The organism is Martelella endophytica, assembly GCF_000960975.1.
GTDB lineage: Bacteria > Pseudomonadota > Alphaproteobacteria > Rhizobiales > Rhizobiaceae > Martelella > Martelella endophytica.
In genome coordinates this window covers 4,581,069-4,601,586 of sequence record NZ_CP010803.1, presented here as the reverse complement: position 1 = coordinate 4,601,586, position 20,518 = coordinate 4,581,069, and the positions used below count along the sequence as shown (strand labels likewise).

The window sequence follows — 20,518 nt, the reverse complement described above, 5'->3', positions numbered from 1 at the left end:
CTCCCTCAGCGCCTGCCGGGCCTGCCTCCGCGCATCGGGCGGCCGCGCTTCGATTTGTGGAACGAGCGGGTTGCCGCCGGCAGTTTCTTGCCGGAGCTCAGCATGTCGAAGCGCAGTGCCCCTGCAAGCGGGATCGCCTCAACGAGCTGCACCTCGACATCATCGCCGAGCTGATAGCCAAGGCCGGTCCGCTCGCCGACCAGCGCCTGGCGTACCTCGTCGTGGACGAAATAGTCGCTGCCGAGTGTCGAAACGGGGACAAAGCCGTCGGCGCCATATTCCGGCAGCGCGATGAACAGGCCGGAGCGGGTGACGCCGGCCACGCGGCCATCGAAGCTCTCGCCGATGCGGCCGGCCAGATGATGGGCGATCAGCCGGTCGACGGTCTCGCGTTCGGCGGCCATGGCGCGGCGTTCGAAGGTCGAGATCTCGGCGGCGATGTCGTCGAGCTGCGCCTCTTCCTCGGCCGTCAGCCCGCCTTCGCCGAGATTGAGCGAGGCGACCAGCGCGCGATGGACGATCAGGTCGGCATAACGGCGGATCGGTGAGGTGAAATGGGCATATTTCATCAGGTTCAGGCCGAAATGCCCGATATTTTCCGGCGAGTAAACCGCCTGGCTCTGCGAGCGCAACACCATCTGGTTGACGATGTCCTTGTGCGGGCTGTCCTCGGCTTTCGACAGGATACCGTTGAACGAATTGGCGCGCAGATTGCCGCCCTTCGCCAGCGGGATGGAGAGCGTCGCCAGGAACTCGCGCAGCGTCTCCTGCTTGGCAAGCGACGGCGCGTCATGGGTGCGGTAGATCAGCGCCTGACGCTTCTGCTCCAGCGTTTCGGCCGCAGCGACATTCGCCTGGATCATCATCTCCTCGATGAGCTTGTGCGCATCGAGGCGGGGCGGCACCACCACCTTGTCGACCGTGCCGTCGCCCTTCAGCAGAATGCGGCGCTCCGGCATGTCGAGTTCGAGCGGCTGACGACGGTCGCGGCCGATCGTCATCGTCCTGTAGGCGGCCCAGAGCGGCTTCAGCACCGGTTCGAGCAGCGGGCCGGTCTTGTCGTCGGTGGTGCCGTCGATGGCGGCCTGAGCCTGCTGGTAGGAGAGCTTCGCCGCACTCTTCATCATGATGCGATGGAAGGTGTGGGAGGCCTTGCGACCCTCCTTGGAAAAGACCATGCGCACGGCAAGCGCCGGCCGGTCCTCGCCCTCGCGCAGCGAGCAGAGGTCGTTGGAAATCCGCTCGGGCAGCATCGGCACGACGCGATCCGGGAAATAGACCGAATTGCCGCGCTTCAGCGCCTCGCGGTCCAGCGCCGATTTCGGGCGGACATAATAGGAGACGTCGGCAATCGCGACGGTGACGATCACGCCGCCTTCGTTTTCCGGCCGCGTGTCCGGCTCGGCGTAGACGGCGTCGTCATGGTCCTTGGCGTCGGCGGGGTCGATGGTGACGAGCGGCAGGTCGCGCCAGTCCTCGCGGTGCGACATGGTGGCGGGTTGTGCCGCCTCGGCAGCGTCGAGCACTTCCTTCGGGAAGATGTGCGGAATGCCATGGGCGTGGATCGCGATCATCGAGACCGCCTTTTCCGACGCCAACGAACCGACCACGGAGAGCACCGAGCCGCGTGCGAGACCGTATCGGCCCGATCGCTGGATATCGACTTCCACGAGATCGCCATCCTTGGCGCCGGCAAGGTCGGCAAGCTCGACCTCGCTGTCGCGACGTTCGATCGGCATCAGTCGGGCCGAGCCGTCATCGAGCATGCGCACGACGCCGAGCGCGGCGGTGCGGCGCTTGTCGATGACCTTGATGATGCGGGCCGTGTAGGCCGGGCCGGTCTCGGACTTGGAGGGAAATATCTTGGCAAGGATGCGATCGCCGAGCCCGGCGGTGGCCGGCTTGCGCCTGCCATTCTTGCCGCCGCCCTGCTGGCGGATCAGCACGGCGGGGGCCGCGCCTTCCTCGACAGGCCACTCGGCGGGGCGGCCGATCAGCTCGCCGTCCTTGTCGCGGGTGGTGATGTCGAGCACGGTGACAGGGGGCAGGGCGCCCGGCCGCATCAGGCTTTTCCGCTTCTTCTGCAGAAGGCCGTCGTCCTCCAGCTCGCGCAGCATAGCTTTCAGTACGACGCGGTCCTCGCCCTTGATCCCGAAGGCCTTGGCGATGTCGCGCTTGGAGGCCTGGTCGGGATTGTCGGCGATGAACTTCAAGAGCACATCGCGCGGCGGCACTTGTCCGTGAATGATCTCATCCGGCTTGCGGGACCGGGAGGCGGTCGGTTTTGCGCTCAACTGTCGCTCTTTTCAGCCTCGGCCGACGTCTTTTTCGAAGCGGTCGTCTTCTTCGTTGCCGATGCGGTTTTGGATTTCGCGGTTGTCTTCTTCGCCGCGGTCTTCTTGGCTGCGGGCTTCTTCGCGGCAGCCTTTTTCGCCGGCTTCTTCACGCCGGCCTTTTCGGCACGTGCGGCGAGAAGCGGAATGGCTTCTTCCATGGTGATCGACTGCGGGTCCTTGCCCTTGGGGATGGTCGCGTTGATCTTGCCCCATTTGACGTAGGGCCCGTAGCGGCCGTCATTGACGGTCACTTCGCCGCCGCCTTCGGGATGTTCGCCGAGCGATTTGAGCGCCGCGGGCGCAGAGCGTCGGCGGCCGCCATTGGCGCGCTTGTCGGCGATGATCGAGACCGCGCGGTTGACGCCGACGGAAAACACGTCCTCGATGCTGTCGACATTGGCGTAGGTACCGTCATGCAGGACGAAGGGTCCGTAGCGGCCGAGCCCGGCGGTGATCATCTTGCCGTCTTCAGGATGCGCGCCGACCTCTCTCGGCAGCGACAGAAGCTGCAGCGCCTTTTCGAGGTCGATATCCTCCGGCTTCCAGCCCTTCGGCAGCGACGAGCGCTTGGCTTCCTTGCCTTCGCCACGCTGGACATAAGGTCCGAAACGGCCGGAGCGCAGCGTGACAGGCTCGCCGGTTTCCGGATCGGTTCCAAGCTCGTTCGGCTCGTTGGAATTGGCGGCATCCGCCTCGGCATCGGCGCCGAGCTGGCGTGTGAAGTTGCACTCCGGATAGTTGGAGCAGCCGACGAAGGCGCCGTACTTGCCGAGCTTCAGCGACAGCTTGCCCGTGCCGCAGACCTGGCAGGTACGCGGATCGGAGCCATCCTCCCGCTTCGGGAACACCAGCGGCGCCAGCGCCTCGTTCAGCGCATCCAGCACATTGGTGACGCGCAGCTCCTTGGTGTCTTCGACCTGGGCGAAGAAATCCTTCCAGAAGTCGCGCAGAACCTGCTTCCACTCCAGCGAGCCATCGGAAATCTTGTCGAGCTTTTCCTCGAGTTCCGCCGTGAAGTCATATTCGACGTAGCGGTTGAAGAAATTCTCGAGGAAGGCCGTCACCAGCCGGCCCTTGGCCTCGGGTGTCAGCTTGCGGTTCTCGATGGTGACGTATTCGCGGTCGCGCAGCGTCGCGAGCGTCGAGGCATAGGTCGACGGCCGGCCGATGCCGAGCTCTTCGAGCTTCTTGATCAGCGAGGCTTCCGAATAGCGCGGCGGCGGCTCGGTGAAGTGCTGGGTGGCGCGGATCTTGTCCTTGTCGACGTTTTCGCCCTGGTTGATCTCGGGCAGACGACCATCATCGTCATCCTCGTCGGAGGGCTGCTTTTCCTCGCGATTGTCGGCATAGGCGGCGAGGAAGCCGTCGAACTTGACGACCGTCCCGACGGCGCGCAGCCCGGCGCTTTCGCCACCCTTGGCGGCGGTGATTTCGGCGGTGGTGCGTTCCATCTCGGCCGATGCCATCTGGCTGGCAATGCCGCGCTTCCAAACGAGATCGTAGAGGCGGAACTGGTCGGCATCGAGGTATTTCTTCACCGATTGCGGCGTGCGGGTGAAGTCTGTCGGGCGGATCGCCTCATGGGCCTCCTGCGCGTTCTTCGCCTTCACCGAATAGTGGCGGGCGCTTTCGGGCAGATAACGGGTGCCGAACTGGTCGCCGATCGCGTCACGCGCAGCCGTCACGGCCTCCGGCGCCATGGAGACGCCGTCGGTACGCATATAGGTGATGAGACCGGCCGTCTCGCCGCCGATCGCGATGCCTTCGTAAAGCCGCTGCGCCACCTGCATGGTGCGCGAGGCGGAAAAGCCGAGACGCGAGGACGCTGCCTGCTGCAGGGTCGAGGTGGTGAAGGGCGGGCCGGGATTGCGGCGGACGGGCTTGGCCTCGACGCTCGCCACCGAATAGGTCGCGCCCTCGAGCAGGTCGCGGATGCGGTGGGCCTGTTCCTGGTTCTTCACCGAGTTCTTCTGGACGCGCTTGCCGTCGGCCTGCACCAGCCGCGCCTCGAAGGCGTCGCCGCGCACCGTCTTCAGGTCGGCGACGATGTTCCAGTATTCTTCAGGAACGAAGCGCTCGATCTCGTTTTCGCGGTCGCAGACAAGACGCAGCGCGACCGACTGCACGCGGCCGGCCGAGCGGGCGCCGGGCAGCTTGCGCCACAGCACCGGCGACAGGTTGAAGCCAACGAGATAGTCTAGCGCGCGGCGGGCGAGATAGGCATTCACCAGCGCCTCGTCGATATCGCGCGGATTGGCCATCGCGTCGAGCACGGCTTTCTTGGTGATGGCGTTGAAGACGACACGCTTGACCGGCTTGTCCTTCAGCACCTTCTTCTTCTGCAGCAGGTCGAGGACGTGCCAGGAAATCGCTTCGCCTTCCCTGTCCGGGTCGGTTGCGAGGATCAGGCCATCGGCGGACTTGACTGCCTCGGCGATATCCTTCACCCGCTTGGCGGAGGCCGTGTCGACCTGCCAGGACATCGAGAAGTCGTCGTCCGGCAGCACGGAGCCGTCCTTGGCCGGCAGATCGCGCACATGGCCGAAAGAGGCCAATACCTTGTAGTCCTTGCCAAGGTACTTGTTGATGGTTTTGGCCTTGGCAGGGGATTCAACGACGACTACGTCCATGTCTTCCGTCTCAATTCTGTTTTTGCCGCAGGCCAGAGCCGCGGCCACCGCCATCAAACGGGCGGCCAAGTTTCTTTGGAAGCCTTTGCCCCAATTCGGCGCAGCATACGCGAAAAAGCCATCCGTACCAGCCCGCGGCCGGTACGGGCGGTCCATCCGCGCCAATGACAACGGGAATTCGCACCGCCGGTTCTAGGCTTTCGGGCAGCTGGCACGGTCTGGTGCCGTCGATCCGCTGCCGGTTCTTCCGGCCCACGAAATGGACAGGGATTGAGCGCCGGTCAAGTCCCTCGTCGCAAAATTCGTGCTCTTGAGACTGCCGCGAAGCGGTATTTTGCCCCGCTCAAGCCATCTTCGTGCGGCAAATCTTACGGTTGCAGGGTGAGGCTGTGTCCAGCATAATTGCAACCAAGGGCATCTGCGTTTGCGGATTGCAATCTGCTAGTTCCGGGGTATGCTGATTCAGCTAAACAAAAAAACCGGTGCGTGCATGGCCCGCGCCGCAATAACTGGGTGCACATATGTCGTCTAAGAGCTTCGAGCCAGACTCCTCGCGGAGTCTCACGGAAGATGAGATAACCTATATTCGGCAGATACTGGGTCAGCTTCGCCGTCTCTCCGACAGGGAGGGCACGGAGATGCTCTGCTACCTCATCGATATGGCCTACATGGAAGCCGGTGAATCGCAAGCGCGGTTGGCCGAGGGGCGAGTCGATTCCTGAGGCTCAGGCGAGCGAAACCATGCCGCCTGGATGGCGGACGAGACGGCCCGCGAGATCGAGTTCGAGAAGGATGAGCTGAACGGCGGCTGGGTTGACCCCGGTGAACCGAATCAGGTCATCGATTTCGCACGGGCTTGGCCCGAGCGCACCTGCGACGCGGCTTCGCTCGTCGTCGCCCGGCGGTTCGACTTCGGGGCTGGCCTCGCTTTCCTCTCCGGCGCCGCCGGCAAGGGGCAGTTCAAGGGCTGAAAGCGGCGCCAGGGCTTCGAGCACATCGGCGGGCTCGCAGACGATCATCGCGCCCTGCTTGAGGAGGCCGTTGGTGCCCTGGGCTCTTGGATCGAGCGGCGAACCCGGTACTGCGAGCACCAGCCGCCCATATTCATTGGCAAGCCGCGCCGTGATCAGCGAGCCCGAACGAACCGCCGCCTCGATGACGACGACGGCAAGCGATGCGCCGGCGATCAGCCGGTTGCGGCGCGGAAAGTCGCGCGCCCGCGGCTCCCAGCCATAGGGCATTTCACTGACGACGACGCCCCCCTCAGCGGGGATGCGGCGATAGAGCTCGATGTTTTCCGGCGGGTAGGGCCGATCGAGGCCGCCGGCGATCGCGGCGAAGGTACCGTGGGAAAGGCTTGCGCGATGGGCGGCGGTGTCGATGCCGCGGGCAAGGCCGGAGACCACGGTGTAGCCGGCGCCAGCCGCCGCACTGGCGATCATGCTGCCGAATTTCATGCCGGCGATCGAGGCGTTGCGGGCGCCGACAATGCCGAGCGCCGGCCGGGTTGCCGCCGCGCCGCTGCCGCACATGGCGAGAAGCGGCGGCGCGCTGTCGAGAGCACGCAGGGCCGGCGGGTAGTCCGGTTCGCCGATCGCCACGAAGCGCCCGTGGTGGCGCGTTGCGATCTCCATTTCCCGCTCGGCCTCGCTCACGCTCGCAACCCGGATGTTGCGGGCTGCGCCACCGCGCGCGGCAAGTTCCGGCAGCATGGTCAGCGCCTTCTCGGCGCTGCCGCAATGATTGATGAGTTCTCGGAAGGTGACGGGGCCGACATTGTCGCTGCGGATCAGCCTGAGCCAGGCGATGCGCTGCCTCTCGGAAAGCGTGATGCCGGCCGGGGCGGTCACGGGCGGGCTTTCGCAACAATCGGGGCAAGGGCGGCGGAGAACCGCCGCCGCGGCAGATCAATCTGCCGGCCTATGCCTCCTGGAAGCCCGCCAAGGGCGCCAGAAGGCCGAAAAGCCTTCCGGGAAGATGCCATGCCCCGCTCACCCCTTCTCTCCGATCCTGCTTTCAGTCCCACGGATCAGACGTTCGATATTGGCCTTGTGTCGCCACCACGAAATCACCGTCAGAAGCGCCATCACAAGCGATATCTGCGGTTGACCCATTATCCACAGTGCAACCGGAATGACAAGCGTGGCGACAAGCGCGGAAAGCGAGGAATAGCGCGACAATCTGGCCATGAGCAGCCAGACGAAGGCAAAGATCAGCACCGTCGCCGGTGCGACGCCGAGCAGCACGCCGATATAGGTGGCGACGCCCTTGCCGCCCTTGAAGCCGAGCCAGATCGGAAAGAGGTGGCCGATGAAGGCGGCTGCACCCGCCAGCAGCCCGGCCTGCGGACCGTAAAGATGCGCGGCGAGGATGGCGGCGATCGTCGCCTTCAGGGCGTCGAGCAGCAGGGTGAGGGCGGCGAGGTGGCGCTTGCCGGTGCGCAGCACATTCGTCGCGCCGATATTGCCGGAGCCGATCGAGCGGATATCGCCGAGCCCGGCCACGCGGGTGATCAGGTAGCCGAACGGAATGGAGCCGAGCAGATAGCCGCCAACGAGCACTGTGACGGCCTGCATCGCCGTCAGATCAAACGCGAAAATACCGGTCACGAACGCTTCCCCCTCAGTGCGATTGATACACGCATTTTCCGCCTACGTAAGTGCGCACCGCGCGTCCCGAGAACCGGGCATTTTCGAAGGCCGTGTTCTTGGAGCGGGAGACGAGGCCCGCCGTGGTGACGAGCCATGGCTCGTCCAGATCGATCAGCGTGATATCGGCCTTTGCGCCCGGCTTCAGCGTGCCTGCGTCGAGACCGAAGATCGTTGCCGGCCGCGTCGACATGGCGTCGATCAGCCGCATCAGCGGAACATCGCCGCTGTGGTGAAGGCGCAGTGCCGCCGAGAGCATGGTCTCGAGCCCGATCGCGCCATCGGCGGCATCGGAGAAGGGCAGGCGCTTGGTATCGACGTCCTGCGGGTCGTGCGAGGACACTATGATGTCGATCTCCCCCGCCTTCAGCGCCGCGACCATCGCCTGACGGTCGTCTTCGGCCCTCAGCGGCGGCGACAGTTTGAAGAAGGTCCGGTATTCGCCGATGTCGTTTTCGTTCAGCGTCAGATGGTTGATCGAAATGCCGCTCGATACCTTCGCGCCGCGCCTCTTGGCAACGCCGAGCGCTTCGACGGATTCGGGCACCGAGATCAGCGCCGCGTGATAGCGCACGCCGGTGAGGGCCGCGAGCCTGAGGTCGCGTTCGAGCGGGATCACCTCTGCTTCGCGCGGCGTGCCGGAAAGGCCAAGCCAGCTTGCGAAAAGCCCCTCGTTCATCACCCCGGTCTCGGAGAGATAGCGGTCGCGCGGCTCCAGCGCCACGACGGCGTCGAAGGAGCGGGCATAGGTCATCGCCCGGCGCAGCACGCGGTTGTCGGAGAGCGAGTAGCGACCATTGGCAAAGGCGACGGCGCCCTGCGCCTTCATCAGCCCGACCTCGGTCATCTCGTGACCTTCGAGGCCCTTGGTCAGCGCTGCGGCCGGATAGACGTTGACGACGGCGTTGTCGCGGGCGGTCTTCAGCACGAATTCCAGAAGCGCGATATCGTCGATCGCCGGGCTGGTATCCGGCATCATCACGAAGGAGGTGATGCCGCCGGCCGCCGCTGCGAGACTTGCCGAATGGATGGTTTCGGTGTGTTCGGCGCCGGGCTCGCCGACGAAGACATGGGCATCGACGAGGCCGGGCGTGGCGACGAGGCCGTTGCAGTCGACAATCTCCGCGCCGTCCGGTGTTCCCTGGTTCAGGGCATCGGCGCCGGCTGCGACAATACGGCCGTCCTCGACGATGATCGTGCCGGTTTCATCGAGATCGCGGGACGGGTCGATGATGCGGGCGTTTTTCAGAACAAGCGGTTTCATGCGCGCGGCCCTCCGTTTTCGGACAGCATCAGCGTTTCCATCACCGCCATGCGCACGGCAACGCCCATCTCGACCTGTCTTTCGATGACACTCTGCGGGCCGTCGGCGACGTCGGTGGCGATCTCCACGCCACGGTTCATCGGGCCGGGGTGCATCACCAGCGCATCCTCCTTGGCGGCCTTCAGCTTTTCGGCATCGAGACCCCAGAAGTGGAAGTATTCCCTGACCGACGGCACGAAGGAGCCGGACATGCGCTCGCGCTGCAGGCGCAGCATCATCACCACATCGGCGCCCTTCAGCCCTTCTTCCATGCTGTCATAGACCTCCACGCTCATGTCGCGGATGCCGGCGGGCAGCAGCGTTGCCGGCCCGACGACGCGCACGCGGGCGCCCATGGTGTTCAGCAGGATGATGTTGGAGCGGGCGACGCGCGAATGCAGGATGTCGCCGCAGATCGCCACCACGATATTGTCGAGCCGGCCCTTGGCCTGGCGGATCGTCAAAGCGTCGAGCAGCGCCTGGGTCGGGTGTTCGTGGGCGCCGTCGCCGGCGTTGATCACCGAGCAGGCGACCTTCTGCGACAGCAGGGCTGCGGCTCCGGCGGAGGAATGGCGGATGACCAGGACATCGGGATGCATCGCGTTCAGCGTCATCGCGGTGTCGATCAGGGTCTCGCCCTTCTTCACCGAGGAATTGCCGACGGACATGTTCATCACATCGGCGCCGAGGCGTTTCCCGGCGAGTTCGAAGGAAGCCTGCGTTCGCGTGGAAGCCTCGAAGAACAGATTTATCTGTGTGAGACCGCGCAGAACGCTGTTCTTCTTCTCGCGTGAACGGTTGAATGCGATCGCCTCCTCGGCCTTGTCGAGAAGGATCCCGATGTCGAGGGGAGACAGGCCCTTGATGCCGATCAGGTGACGGTGGGGAAAGAAGACCATATAGTTTTCCTCCGTATGAGGTCCTGCGGTCTATAAAGTGTCCCCCGCCGGCCCGCAAGCTTTGACAGGCGATATAGAAGCGTGCGAACTCACGGGCCACAGGAATAAAGAAGAAGTGCGTGCCAAGCCATGGCCAATCGGACCGACGACGATCTTTTCAGGGCACTGAACCAGCCGCGACCGTGGTCGGGCTTCAATGCCTTTCACTCAGACCCGCTGCTGGGCGACCTGACCCGCAGCATGTCCGGGCCGGTGCGCGAGGAGCTTGATTCGCTCGGCCGCTATGTGACCTCGCCGGAGGCACAGGAACTGGCGCAGATGGCGAACACCATCCTGCCGCAGCTGAAGACCCATGGGCCGGCAGGAGAGCGGTTGGACACGGTCATCTTCCATCCTGCCTGGCATGCTCTGATGCGCCGCTCGGTCGCTTCCGGGCTGTCGTCATCGCTCTGGGAAACGCCGCGGGATGCCGATTCGAAATCGAAGGCGCACAAGCTGCGCGCGGTGCGGCTGTTCCTGTCGGCCCAGCTCGAATGCGGCCATCTGGAATCGCTTTCCGCCACCTCGGCCTCGCTTGCGGTTTTGTCCGCAGCACCGCAGCTGCGTGCCGAATGGGCGCCAAAGCTGCTGTCGCGCAAATACGATTCCACCAATCGCACCGAAGCCCAGAAATCCGGCGTCACGATTGGTCTTGCGGTGACGGAAAAGCAGGCCGGCAGCGACATGCGGGCGGTGCAGAGCCATGCCGAGCGCGTCGGCGAGGGCATCTATCGCCTTTCAGGCCACAAATGGTTCGTTTCCGCGCCGATGAGCGACGCCTTCGTCATGCTGGCGGAAGTGGATGGCGCGCGCGGTTGCTTCCTTGTGCCGCGGCTTCTTGACGAAGGCCATGCCAACGGGCTGCGCTTCCAGCGGCTGAAGGACAAGCTTGGCCTCAGGTCCAATGCGACGGCGGAGATGGAATTCTCCGACAGTTTCGGTTTCCTGCTCGGTGCCCCTGATGCCGGCGTTCGCACCATCGTCGACATGCTGACGCTGATGCGCCTTGATGCAGCGGTGATGTCCGCCGGCCTGATGCGAGCTTCACTCGCCGAGGCGGTGCATGCCGCGCGGGGTCGTGAGGTGCAGGGCAGGGCGCTCGTCACCCAGCCGCTGATGCTGCGCGTGCTGGCCGACCTTGCGCTTGATGTCGCGGCCGCCGGCGCGCTGGTCTTCCGCCTTGCCGAGAGCTTCGACAGGGCCCGTGACAGCACTGAAGAAGCGGCCTATGCGCGAATCATGACGCCGGTGGCCAAATACTGGTGCACCAAGATCGCGCCCGGCGTGATTGCAGAAGCCATGGAAGCGATGGGCGGCAACGGTTTCGTCGAGGATCGTCCGATTGCCCGCCATTATCGCGACGCACCGGGGCTGGCGCTCACCGATGGCGGCGGCAATGCCATGGCGCTCGATCTCCGCCGGGTGGTCGAGCATGGCGGCGAGTTGTTCGATGCGGTCTTCCGCGGCATTGCCCGTGACCTCGGGTCTTCCGGCGCAAAGATCGTTGAGCTTTTGAAGGCCGCGATGGCGCTCAGCCGCTCCGATGAAAGCGCCGCCCGCATCTTCACAGAACAGCTTGCGCTCGCCGCCGGTGCCGCCGAACTCTACCGGCTCGGGGCAGGGCGCATTGCCGATGCCTTCCTCGAGACGCGTCTCGCCGCCGGCTGGCGCTCGACCTACGGCATGCTCGATACCCGCTTCGACGCGAGCTACATCGTCGATCTTCTGTTTCCCGACATGGACTGACGGCACGAAAAAAAAGGCGGCGCCCGGAGGCACCGCCTTTTCTGGGAGGACCGGCCGCACCCGCGAGCTGGGAGGAGCGCTCAAGCGGGGTGCGGGGTCGAAAAGGCGCCTTGCGGCGCCATCTGAATGACTAGAACAGCATCGAGTTGTTGCTGTTGCGGCGCAGTTCAGCGCGGGACTTGCCCATGGCCTTCAGCGAAGCGTCATCGAGCTTCAGCAGTTCGGCGTTGACGAAACGCTGAGCCTGACGCTGGCGGGCCTCGGAAATGTTCTTGTAAGCGTTCTTGAAGATACCCATTTCTTTGCTCCTTTCGGGGACCGGCGCATTCGTTCCGAACGCCTCTCTTCGATCCCTCGTCATCAACTGAACCCTATATAGACCATGCAGGAAAGCCTTGGCAGACGGGCATTCTCATGGGAGCCATGCGCTCTGTGCATGCTTTAAGAGCCGTCGTCGTTTGTGCATCCATTTTAGGCACGGGCGGCTGAACCATAGGCGCACACCGTCTGGAGGCCGGCGCATGCCCGATGTTGTGGCCAGGGATGAATCGCTCTATCGTCGCCGGCAAAAATCACGGATGACCTTCATGTTTCAGACTTTCGACGTCACCTCCCGCCCCGAACAGGCGGCTCCGCGCATCGCGGCGCTGCGTGCATCCTTCGCCGCTCTCGGCATCAATGCCGTGCTGGTGCCGCGCACCGACGAGTATCAGGGCGAATACGTGCCCCGCTCGGCCGAGCGGCTCGCCTGGCTGACGGGCTTTACCGGCTCTGCCGGGATCGCGCTGATCATGGAGAAGGAGGCGATCGTCTTCGTCGACGGACGCTACACCACCCAGCTCAAGGCACAGGCCGATCCGGCGCTGATCACCGGTGGCGATCTTGTCGGTGCGCCGCCGCCTGAATGGCTGACCGAGCACCGGCCGAAGGCTCTGCGCCTTGGGATTGATCCCTGGCTGCACACGCCAAGCGAGGTCGAGCGTCTGGAAAAGGCACTGCAGGAGATCGGCGGCGAGCTGGTTCTTCTGGCCGCAAACCCGGTCGATCCGATCTGGCACGACCGGCCCGCCGAGCCGGCGGAACCGATTAGCGTGCAGAAGACCGAGTTTGCCGGCCGGCCGGCCGCCGACAAGATCGCGGAGATCGCCGGATCGCTTGCGGCGAAGAAGGCCGGCGCGGTGCTGATCTCCGATTCCACCTCCGTCGCATGGCTCTTCAACATCCGCGGCAATGATGTCGTCCACACGCCGGCACCGCTCGCACGCGCGATCGTGCGCGCGGATGGCAGTGCGGCACTGTTCGTCGCGCCGGAGAAGGTCACCGGCGAGGCCGCCGCCTATCTTGACGGGCTCGCCGATGTCGAGGCCCCGGATGCGCTCGAAGGTGCGCTCACCGCTCTCGCCGCCGCCGGCAAGACGCTGATGCTCGATCGCGCCAGCGTGCCCTATGCCGTGATCGGCATTCTCGAGGCCGCGGGTGGCCAGTGGGTTCATGCCGCCGACCCGGTCGTGGACCTTCGCGCTATCAAGAACGAGGGCGAGAAGGCGGGGGCACGCGCGGTCCATCTCCAGGATGGCGCAGCGATGGTCTCCTATCTCTCCTGGCTCGACCGGCAAACGCCCGGCACTGTGAGCGAGATCGATGCCGCAAAGGCGCTGGAAGCCGCGCGCGCGGCCACCGGCGTCAACAGCCAGAACCCGCTGAAGGACATTTCCTTCGACACGATTTCCGGCGCCGGTCCGAATGCCGCCATCATCCATTATCGCGTCACCACCGAAACCAATCGCATGCTTCAGTCCGGCGAGATGTATCTGGTCGATTCCGGCGCGCAGTATCAGAACGGCACCACCGACATCACTCGCACGCTCGCTATCGGCGAGGTTGGAGAGGAACAGAAGAAATTCTTCACGCTGGTGCTGAAGGGCATGATCGCGATCTCCACTGCGCGGTTTCCGGTCGGAACGCGCGGGCAGGATCTTGATCCGCTGGCCCGCATGGCGCTCTGGCAAGCCGGCGTCGATTATGCCCACGGCACCGGCCATGGGGTCGGCAGCTATCTTTCCGTGCATGAGGGCCCGCAGCGGATTTCGCGGCTCGGCACCGTGGCGCTGAAGCCCGGCATGATCCTTTCCAACGAACCCGGCTATTACCGCCCCGGCGCCTTCGGTATCCGTATCGAGAACCTGCTGCTGGTTACCGAGGCCACAATGGTTGATGGCGGTGAAATTCCGATGCTGGGCTTCGAGACGTTGACATGGTGCCCGATCGACCGCCGCCTGATCCTGCCGCAGCTTCTGACCGCCGCCGAGATCGCCTGGCTTGACGACTATCACGCCAGGACCCGCGAGAAGCTGATGCCGCTCGTTGCCGACGACGCCGAGCGAAAATGGCTGGAGCAGGCGACGGAACCCGTCAGCCGATAATGAAGCGGCGGCAGACCATGACGATGACCCAGCCGACGGCGATCATTGGCAGGGGTGATTTGTAGCGAAGCCCGACGAGGAGGGCGGCGGCGATCGCGAGCTTGCCCTCCCAGCCGGTCGCGTAGAAGGCGGGTGCCACCAGCGTCGTCAGAACGGCGGCGGGAATGGCGTTCAGCGCGGCTTCCGCACGCGGCGGTATGTCGGAGACCACCGAGAGCAGCAGATAGCCGCCGATGCGGGTCAGATAGGTCGCGATCGCGGCGCCCAGAATCACCAGCATCATGTGCTCGTTGGTGAAGTCGCTCATGACGCTGCCTCGCGCTTTTTCGGCGGCAGGATGGCGGCAAGCGCAATCCCCGCAACGGCTCCGACGCTGACATGCCAGGGGGAGCCGATCGTTGCATAGGCGAGGATCGAGCCGAGCGCGCTGACGGCGACAACCGGCGCATAATTCGTCCTGTGCCGAAAGCCGACCACCAGGTTGAGGAAATAGATCGGCAGCAGGATGTCGAGGCCGAGCGCTTCCGGGTCGGAGATGAACCCGCCGATGGTGGCGCCGACAAGCGTCATGATATTCCAGAGCCCGTACAATGCCGCGCCGACGCCGAGATACCACGAGAAGCTGACGTGGCCGGTGGCCTCGAAACGCTTCAGCGTCTCGGCGAATTGCGGATCGGTCAGGAGGAAGAAGGCGGTGAGCTTCTTCGGCATCGAGAAATGCCGGATCGCGGGCATGATCGCCGCGGAATAGAGCACATGGCGAAAATTGACAGCGACGATCGAGGCGATGATCAGCCAGGCGGCGACCCGGTGGCCGAAGAGTTCGACACCGACGAGCTGGCTCGCGCCGGCAAAGATGGTGAGGCTCATCAGCGAGGTTTCGGTGATGCTGAGCCCCTGCGCCACGGCTACCGCGCCGAACAGCATGCCGAATGGAGCGGCGGAAAGCGCCGGCACCAGCCCGGAGCGCAGGCCGCTCAGGAAGTCCGTGTCGGAGGTCAATTCTTGGTTCTCCTGTCGGGAGGGCAGGGGCGGGAAGAGGGCATTCGGGCCGCACGAGTCAGAAGCTTTACCGGCTTTGCGATCCGTGCACAAATGAGAAGAATTGATAATGCGATCAATGGTGAGGATGATGAAACTGACCCCAAGGGAGAAGGATGCTCTCGCCGCCCGGCTGCGCGATTATTGCGAAACCGAGCTCGATTGCGAGATGGGCAGCCTGCAGGCCGACCTGTTTGTCGAGTTCATTGCGATGGAGTTCGCGCCGGTCTTCTATAATAGCGGATTGCGCGATGCCCAGGCGCTGCTGATGAAGAAGATGGACGATTTTGCCGATTCCATCGCAGCGCTGGAGATGAAGACCTGAGTTTTCAGTGCCGGTTGCGGCATGCCGTTCAGTCGAACGGCGCGGTTTCCAGCGGCAGCAGCGCATAGCGCAGCGGAACCATGGCTGCGCCGCGTGCGATGGCGCGCATGCCGCCTTCGAGCCGGGTGACATCCGGGATCCAGTCGGCGGCGATGAAATGACCGGCCTTCAGCGCCTTGTCGGCGACGATTTCGGCAATCAGCCGGTCGAGCACTGTGTCGGGCAGCCTGCCGCCGATGCGCACAGCATCCGGCGAGACGAAGCCCGAAATGGCCATGATGGCATCGAGCAGGCGGCTAGCGGCGTGGGCGATCCAGGCTGCTTCGTCCTTTCCATCCTTCATGTGGAGGGCATAGGAGGTCGCGCTTGCCACCTCGCTCAGCGTCGACACATGCGATGCTGGCCGCATGGCGCCGATCGCGCCAGCGCGTCCATGCGCTCCCTGGAAGAAACGGCCGGAAAACATCGTTCCAGCCCGCACGGTCTCGTCAAGCAGGATCACGGCGAGCCCGCGTTCGGTGCGGGTGTGGTAACAGAGCTGTTCACAGCGCAGCGCCGCTTCCGTATCGCGCACCCAGTCGACGCGGATATCGACGAAACGCCGAGCAAGCGCCCGTGCCTCGTCGAGCATCGCCTCGTCGCAGGCGATCGCGAGCCCCGCGAGCTTGCCGCCGCCGCCGCGCGCCGCCGTGACCCAGGCCTCTGCGTCGCTCGCGGTTGCGGCTGTGCCTTCGGCAAGCAGATGCCCGCCGATGTCGGTATGGGCGAGTCCGGCGCCCGTCGAGGTGAGGTGGATGCCTATCCCGGTTGCGGCGCCTTCGACCACGAAGAACACCGTGCCGCGGCCGCCATCTGAGCGCTTGCGCTGCTCGAGATAGCCCGCGCCCATCAGGCGACGAACTATGCCGGCGATGGCGGTCTCCGAAAGGCCGAGTGCTGCCGCAAGCGCCCGCCGCGACATCGCGCCGTTTTCACGAAGCGTGGCGATGAGGACGCGGGAGTTGTGATCGGCGATATCGGCGGTGCTGATGCCCGAAAGGCCCTGGCGGTTGCCCGCAAGCCAGCCGAAACCTTCAGCGTCCATGCCTTGTATCGTCGTGATTTTCAACAAACAGCCCCCGGGGCGCATCCCTGCCGTCCAGCACTGGCGTGCCTTCCAGCCTCGTTTCTCTTTAGCCGCTCGGCGTTTGGCCGTCCATGCCGCAGGGTCGACGGCCTGCATTGCCGCTTCTGCCAGGGCCCTGCAAAATCATGCTCCTCCCTCAGCCAGCCTATGGCACGGCAGGAAATATTCGGCTAAGGAGCGTTTCCTGAATGATTTCCCGTGTATGGTATATGGAACTACTCACCGAGCTCAGACAAAACACCCGCGACCTTCATGAACGTCTGGATGCGACAGTTGGTGAGCTGACGACAAAAGAGGGCTATGGCCGGTTTCTGTCGATGCACGCTCACGTCATTCCCGCGATCGAGGACTGGCTGGTGGCCCAGCCGACCTTTGCCACGCTTCCTGATCACCAGGCGCGGCTCAGGACCGATGCGCTGCGGTCCGACCTCGCCGGCCTGGGAGCCGAGCGGCCGACCGCGATCGCCGGGGCTTCGTTTGCCGACAGGGAACTTTCGGTGGCCGGTATCTGTTATGTGCTGGAGGGTTCCAGGCTTGGCGCCGCGTTCTTGCGCAAGCGCCTTGCTCAGACGGGTCTCAACCTTCCGATGGCTTTTCTGAGCCATGGGGAAAAGGCCCGTTTCTGGCAGTCCTATCTCCAATGGCTTGCGGTGCAGGATGCTTCGCCACGGGCCGTCAATTTGGCAGTCGGTTCGGCGCAGATGTTGTTCAACGCCTATCTCGATGCGCTTCAACATCGGTAACAAGGGAACCGACATGCACGAACGGGTGGATCTCACCAATTGCGACCGCGAGCCTATCCATCTGCTCGGCCGTGTCCAGGATTTCGGCTTTCTGATCGGTGTCGACCGCGATTGGGTGATCACCCACGTCTCCGAAAACGCCAAGGACTTCATCGGCCGGGCGCCGGATGACCTGCTGGGCCGCCCGGTGGGCGAGCTGCTGCCGGATGACACGCTGCATTCGATCCGAAACCGGCTTCAGTTCCTGTCTCCGCATCGCGGTGTGGAGGTGGTCTACGACGTGCTGATCGAAGGCTCGGACCGCCATTTCGATGCCTCGGTGCATGCGCTCGACGCTCACACCATCCTGGAGTTCGAGGTCGCTTCGCCGCTCGAAGGGGCCGCGACCGACATCGCCAATGTCCGCAATGCCATCGACCGGATGGCGGAATTGCCGAACCTGGAGGATGTGTTTTCCCAGACCGCCCGCTTCGTCAAGCTTATCACCGGTTTCGACCGGGTGATGCTCTATCGCTTCGACAGCGACGGCAGCGGCGAGGTGGTGGCCGAAGCCAAGCAGAGCGAACTCGAAGCGTTTTTGAACCTGCGCTACCCGGCAAGCGATATTCCGCGGCAGGCGCGCGCCCTCTATGTCGAAAATCCGATCCGTCTCATCGCATCCTCGACGCATGAGGGTATTCCGGTGCGGGCGCTGAGGGATGACGGGCCGCTCGATCTTTCGGGCAGCCGTTTGCGCGCCGTATCGCCCATTCACCTCGAATATCTGCGCAATATGGATGTCGCCGCGTCTATGTCGATTTCGGTCATCGTCAACGGCGCATTGTGGGGCCTGATCGCATGCCATCATGGTGCCCCGCATGTGCCGTCGATGCGGCTCAGAAATGCAGCACTTCTGTTCGGCCAGATGTTGTCGCTGATCCTGCAGACCCGGCTGACGGCCGAGGAACGCGCCAATGACGAGGCGGTCGCGACGCTGACGGCGAACATCTCGCGCACCCTGTCGCAGGGCACCTCGGCCCCGGAGCTGCTGAAATCTTCGGCCGAGGCCTTTGCCGAGGTTCTCCATGCCGATGGCTATGCGATCGTTCAGGACGAACGGGTGGTGCGGGGCGGCTTGACACCGGAGCGCGAGGAGACCCTGGCGCTTTGCGATGCGCTGAACGCGCTGCCGGGCAACGAGGTTTACGCCACCCATCATCTTGCGGCCTTCATGCCGAAGGCAGCGGATTTCGTCGAGCGGGCCGCCGGGGTCGTGGCGGTGCCGATCTCGCGCTCGCCCCGAGATTATCTTCTGTTCTTCCGGCAGGAGCTGGTCCGGCAGGTGAACTGGGCGGGCAACCCGGAAAAGGCGATGAGCTTCGGCCCCAATGGCGCGCGGCTGACGCCCCGCAAGAGTTTCGAGCTATGGCAGACGACGGTGCGCGGCCAGAGCGCCAAGTGGACGCCGGCCGACCGGCGCGCCGCAGCCCAGCTCAGGATCATGCTGCTCGAGGTCGTGCTTCGCCTGACCGACGAGGCCGGCCGGGAGCGCAAGCTCGCCAACGAGAAGCAGGAACTGCTGATTGCCGAGCTCAACCACCGCGTTCGCAACATTCTCGGCCTTGTCCGTGGCCTCATCGTCCAGACTCGCTCGCATGCGCAGACGGCGGAGGACTTTTTCAGCAAGCTCGACAGCCGTGTCCAGGCGCTGGCGCGCGCCCACGACCAGATCACCCGGCACAACTGGGGGCCTGCGGCGCTGACCGAACTGCTGGAGACCGAAGCGGAAAGCTACCTCCTCGACAAGAAGGACCGGCTGCTCCTCGAAGGGCCGAATGTCCTGCTGACCTCGCGCGCCTATTCCTCGCTCGCACTGGTCATCCACGAGCTGATCACCAATTCGGCCAAGTATGGCGCCCTTTCCGTGCCGCGCGGAACGGTGAATGTGAGCTGGAAGATCGAGCGCAATGGCAGCCTCAAGATCTCCTGGCGCGAGCTTGGCGGCCCTCCCGTGCAGGCGCCCGAGCGCCGTGGCTTCGGCACCACCATCATCGAGCGCACCATCCCCTTCGAACTGACCGGCAAGGCGGATGTCGACTACCGTCTGGAGGGGCTGGCGGGCACATTCGTGCTGCCGCCCGAGCATGTGGTGCCGGGCGAGACCATGGCCGTGCCGGCGGCGCGGAAGTCGGTGGTGGAGCGGCAGGAAGTGACGCCGCCGCAGAACATTCTCATCGTCGAGGACAATCTGATCATCGCCATGGACGCAGAGGTCATCTTCGAAAGCCTCGGTGCCGAGGAGGTGGTCGTGCATTCCAGCGTCGAGGGTGCCCTCGATCATATCGAGAATCGTGACGAGCCGCTGTCCTTCGCTCTGCTGGACATCAATCTCGGCGGCGAGACGAGCTTCCCGGTCGCGCTGCGGCTGAAAGAGCTCGGCGTCCCCTTCGCTTTCGCTTCCGGCTACGGCGAGGGGACACGGCTTCCCGACGAGCTTCAGGATATCCGCATCCTCAGCAAGCCGTATGACAAGGACACGGTGGCAAGCCTCCTCGGCTGAACCTCTCTCTCGTCGCTGCGCCGGTGTGAACCGGCCATAACCGGTGGCCAGACACCGGGCGAAAAGTCGTATCCTGACGATCGATAGCGATTGCTTCCTGCCCCGTCCGCAGCGGGCGGACGCACGAGCATTTGGCCCCTGCATATGGCTTCTTTTCACCACACCTTATGATTGCTTTTGCTGATTTAGATGTCAGTAAATTAGATACCAATAATATTTATAGTTGCATTGTCAAATATTGCTTACATGGTGTCACTTTAAATTTCCCCCAAAAATCATCATCAGAAAAAATTAATAAAGCATTTATTAACATATATTTACATGTTGTCTGGGTGGCATATACGAATGCCTGTGTGGATGTCGGCTCGCTAGGTTGCCAGGTCATTTGTGATATTAAGGCAACTATGGATATTATTCAATCTATACGCGATACCCATTTTTATTGCGTGACGCTGATAGGCGATGTTAGCAATATCGATATTGCGGTTGACTGCACGGCTGATGGGATAGGTGCAGGTTCCGGAGGGAAAAAAAAGGGTCGAAGCCTGCGTCGCTATGGTCGACCGGGCGAATTTATCCAGCGCGAATTCCGCGGGGGATTGCTGAGGGGTCGTGCGTGCTCTCGCGTCGACTGGAGAACGGGGCGTCAGGTCTCAGCCTGACAGTGTCAGCCTGCAGGGCGACACGCTTTTAGAGGGAAAGTCATGTTGAAAAGGCAAG

16 protein-coding genes are annotated in these 20,518 nt (G+C 63.8%); 6 read left to right on the top strand and 10 right to left on the bottom strand.

Annotated elements, in window-relative coordinates; genetic code table 11:
• Positions 1-5: 5 nt before the first annotated feature.
• The 6 genes from rnr to TM49_RS21425 form a co-directional block, all read right to left on the bottom strand.
• The gene (gene rnr / locus TM49_RS21455) at positions 6-2,294 is read right to left on the bottom strand and encodes a ribonuclease R (RefSeq protein ID WP_045684226.1); all 2,289 of its coding nucleotides are present in this window, start codon (positions 2,292-2,294) and stop codon (positions 6-8) included.
• Positions 2,291-4,966, bottom strand: a complete 2,676-nt coding sequence (gene topA / locus TM49_RS21450; RefSeq protein ID WP_045685654.1) for a type I DNA topoisomerase — start codon at positions 4,964-4,966, stop codon at positions 2,291-2,293. Before topA ends, rnr begins: the two co-directional genes overlap by 4 nt.
• Positions 4,967-5,691: 725 nt before the next feature.
• Complete coding sequence (dprA, locus tag TM49_RS21440; protein WP_045684223.1) at positions 5,692-6,816, bottom strand: DNA-processing protein DprA; 1,125 nt, start codon at positions 6,814-6,816, stop codon at positions 5,692-5,694.
• A gap of 141 nt (positions 6,817-6,957) precedes the next feature.
• Positions 6,958-7,542 (bottom strand): glycerol-3-phosphate 1-O-acyltransferase PlsY, encoded by a 585-nt coding sequence (gene plsY / locus TM49_RS21435; protein ID WP_045685652.1) that lies wholly within the window; start codon positions 7,540-7,542, stop codon positions 6,958-6,960.
• A gap of 46 nt (positions 7,543-7,588) precedes the next feature.
• On the bottom strand, positions 7,589-8,878 hold the full coding sequence (locus tag TM49_RS21430) for a dihydroorotase (RefSeq protein ID WP_045684221.1): 1,290 nt from the start codon (positions 8,876-8,878) through the stop codon (positions 7,589-7,591).
• Positions 8,875-9,816, bottom strand: coding sequence for an aspartate carbamoyltransferase catalytic subunit (locus TM49_RS21425; protein ID WP_045684218.1), 942 nt, complete (start codon positions 9,814-9,816; stop codon positions 8,875-8,877). Before TM49_RS21425 ends, TM49_RS21430 begins: the two co-directional genes overlap by 4 nt.
• 129 nt (positions 9,817-9,945) lie before the next feature.
• Between TM49_RS21425 and TM49_RS21420 the strand changes: the two genes are divergently transcribed.
• Complete coding sequence (locus TM49_RS21420; RefSeq protein ID WP_045684217.1) at positions 9,946-11,601, top strand: acyl-CoA dehydrogenase family protein; 1,656 nt, start codon at positions 9,946-9,948, stop codon at positions 11,599-11,601.
• Between the two features lie 130 nt (positions 11,602-11,731).
• On the opposite strand, the gene TM49_RS23750 is transcribed toward TM49_RS21420, so the two are convergent.
• The gene (locus TM49_RS23750) at positions 11,732-11,899 is read right to left on the bottom strand and encodes a hypothetical protein (protein WP_045684215.1); all 168 of its coding nucleotides are present in this window, start codon (positions 11,897-11,899) and stop codon (positions 11,732-11,734) included.
• 289 nt (positions 11,900-12,188) lie between these two features.
• On the opposite strand from TM49_RS23750, the gene TM49_RS21410 reads away from it, so the two are divergent.
• Positions 12,189-14,024: an aminopeptidase P family protein gene (locus TM49_RS21410; protein ID WP_045685650.1), complete on the top strand. Its 1,836-nt coding sequence runs from the start codon at positions 12,189-12,191 to the stop codon at positions 14,022-14,024.
• On the opposite strand, the gene TM49_RS21405 is transcribed toward TM49_RS21410, so the two are convergent.
• Positions 14,014-14,331: an AzlD family protein gene (locus TM49_RS21405; protein WP_045684213.1), complete on the bottom strand. Its 318-nt coding sequence runs from the start codon at positions 14,329-14,331 to the stop codon at positions 14,014-14,016. The genes TM49_RS21410 and TM49_RS21405 overlap by 11 nt on opposite strands.
• Positions 14,328-15,026, bottom strand: coding sequence for an AzlC family ABC transporter permease (locus tag TM49_RS21400; RefSeq protein WP_045684211.1), 699 nt, complete (start codon positions 15,024-15,026; stop codon positions 14,328-14,330). The genes TM49_RS21405 and TM49_RS21400 overlap by 4 nt, the downstream gene beginning before the upstream one ends.
• Positions 15,027-15,156: 130 nt before the next feature.
• Here TM49_RS21400 and TM49_RS21395 point away from each other — a divergent pair, with 130 nt between their 5' ends.
• Positions 15,157-15,390, top strand: coding sequence for a DUF2164 domain-containing protein (locus tag TM49_RS21395; RefSeq protein WP_052700050.1), 234 nt, complete (start codon positions 15,157-15,159; stop codon positions 15,388-15,390).
• Positions 15,391-15,418: 28 nt separating this feature from the next.
• Here the strand turns inward: TM49_RS21395 and TM49_RS21390 are convergent, their stop codons facing one another.
• Positions 15,419-16,474 (bottom strand): winged helix-turn-helix transcriptional regulator, encoded by a 1,056-nt coding sequence (locus TM49_RS21390; RefSeq protein WP_045684208.1) that lies wholly within the window; start codon positions 16,472-16,474, stop codon positions 15,419-15,421.
• 230 nt (positions 16,475-16,704) lie between these two features.
• Here TM49_RS21390 and TM49_RS22820 point away from each other — a divergent pair, with 230 nt between their 5' ends.
• The 3 genes from TM49_RS22820 (at position 16,705) to TM49_RS23550 (ending at position 20,460) form a co-directional block, all read left to right on the top strand.
• Positions 16,705-17,259 carry a biliverdin-producing heme oxygenase gene (locus TM49_RS22820; protein WP_082074845.1) on the top strand — a complete coding sequence of 185 codons (555 nt, stop codon included), beginning with the start codon at positions 16,705-16,707 and terminating at the stop codon, positions 17,257-17,259.
• Positions 17,260-17,272: 13 nt separating this feature from the next.
• A complete protein-coding gene (locus tag TM49_RS21380; RefSeq protein WP_045685646.1) occupies positions 17,273-19,798 on the top strand; it encodes an HWE histidine kinase domain-containing protein in 2,526 nt (841 codons plus the stop codon).
• A gap of 131 nt (positions 19,799-19,929) precedes the next feature.
• Positions 19,930-20,460, top strand: coding sequence for a hypothetical protein (locus tag TM49_RS23550; protein ID WP_144409641.1), 531 nt, complete (start codon positions 19,930-19,932; stop codon positions 20,458-20,460).
• Positions 20,461-20,518 lie beyond the last annotated feature (58 nt).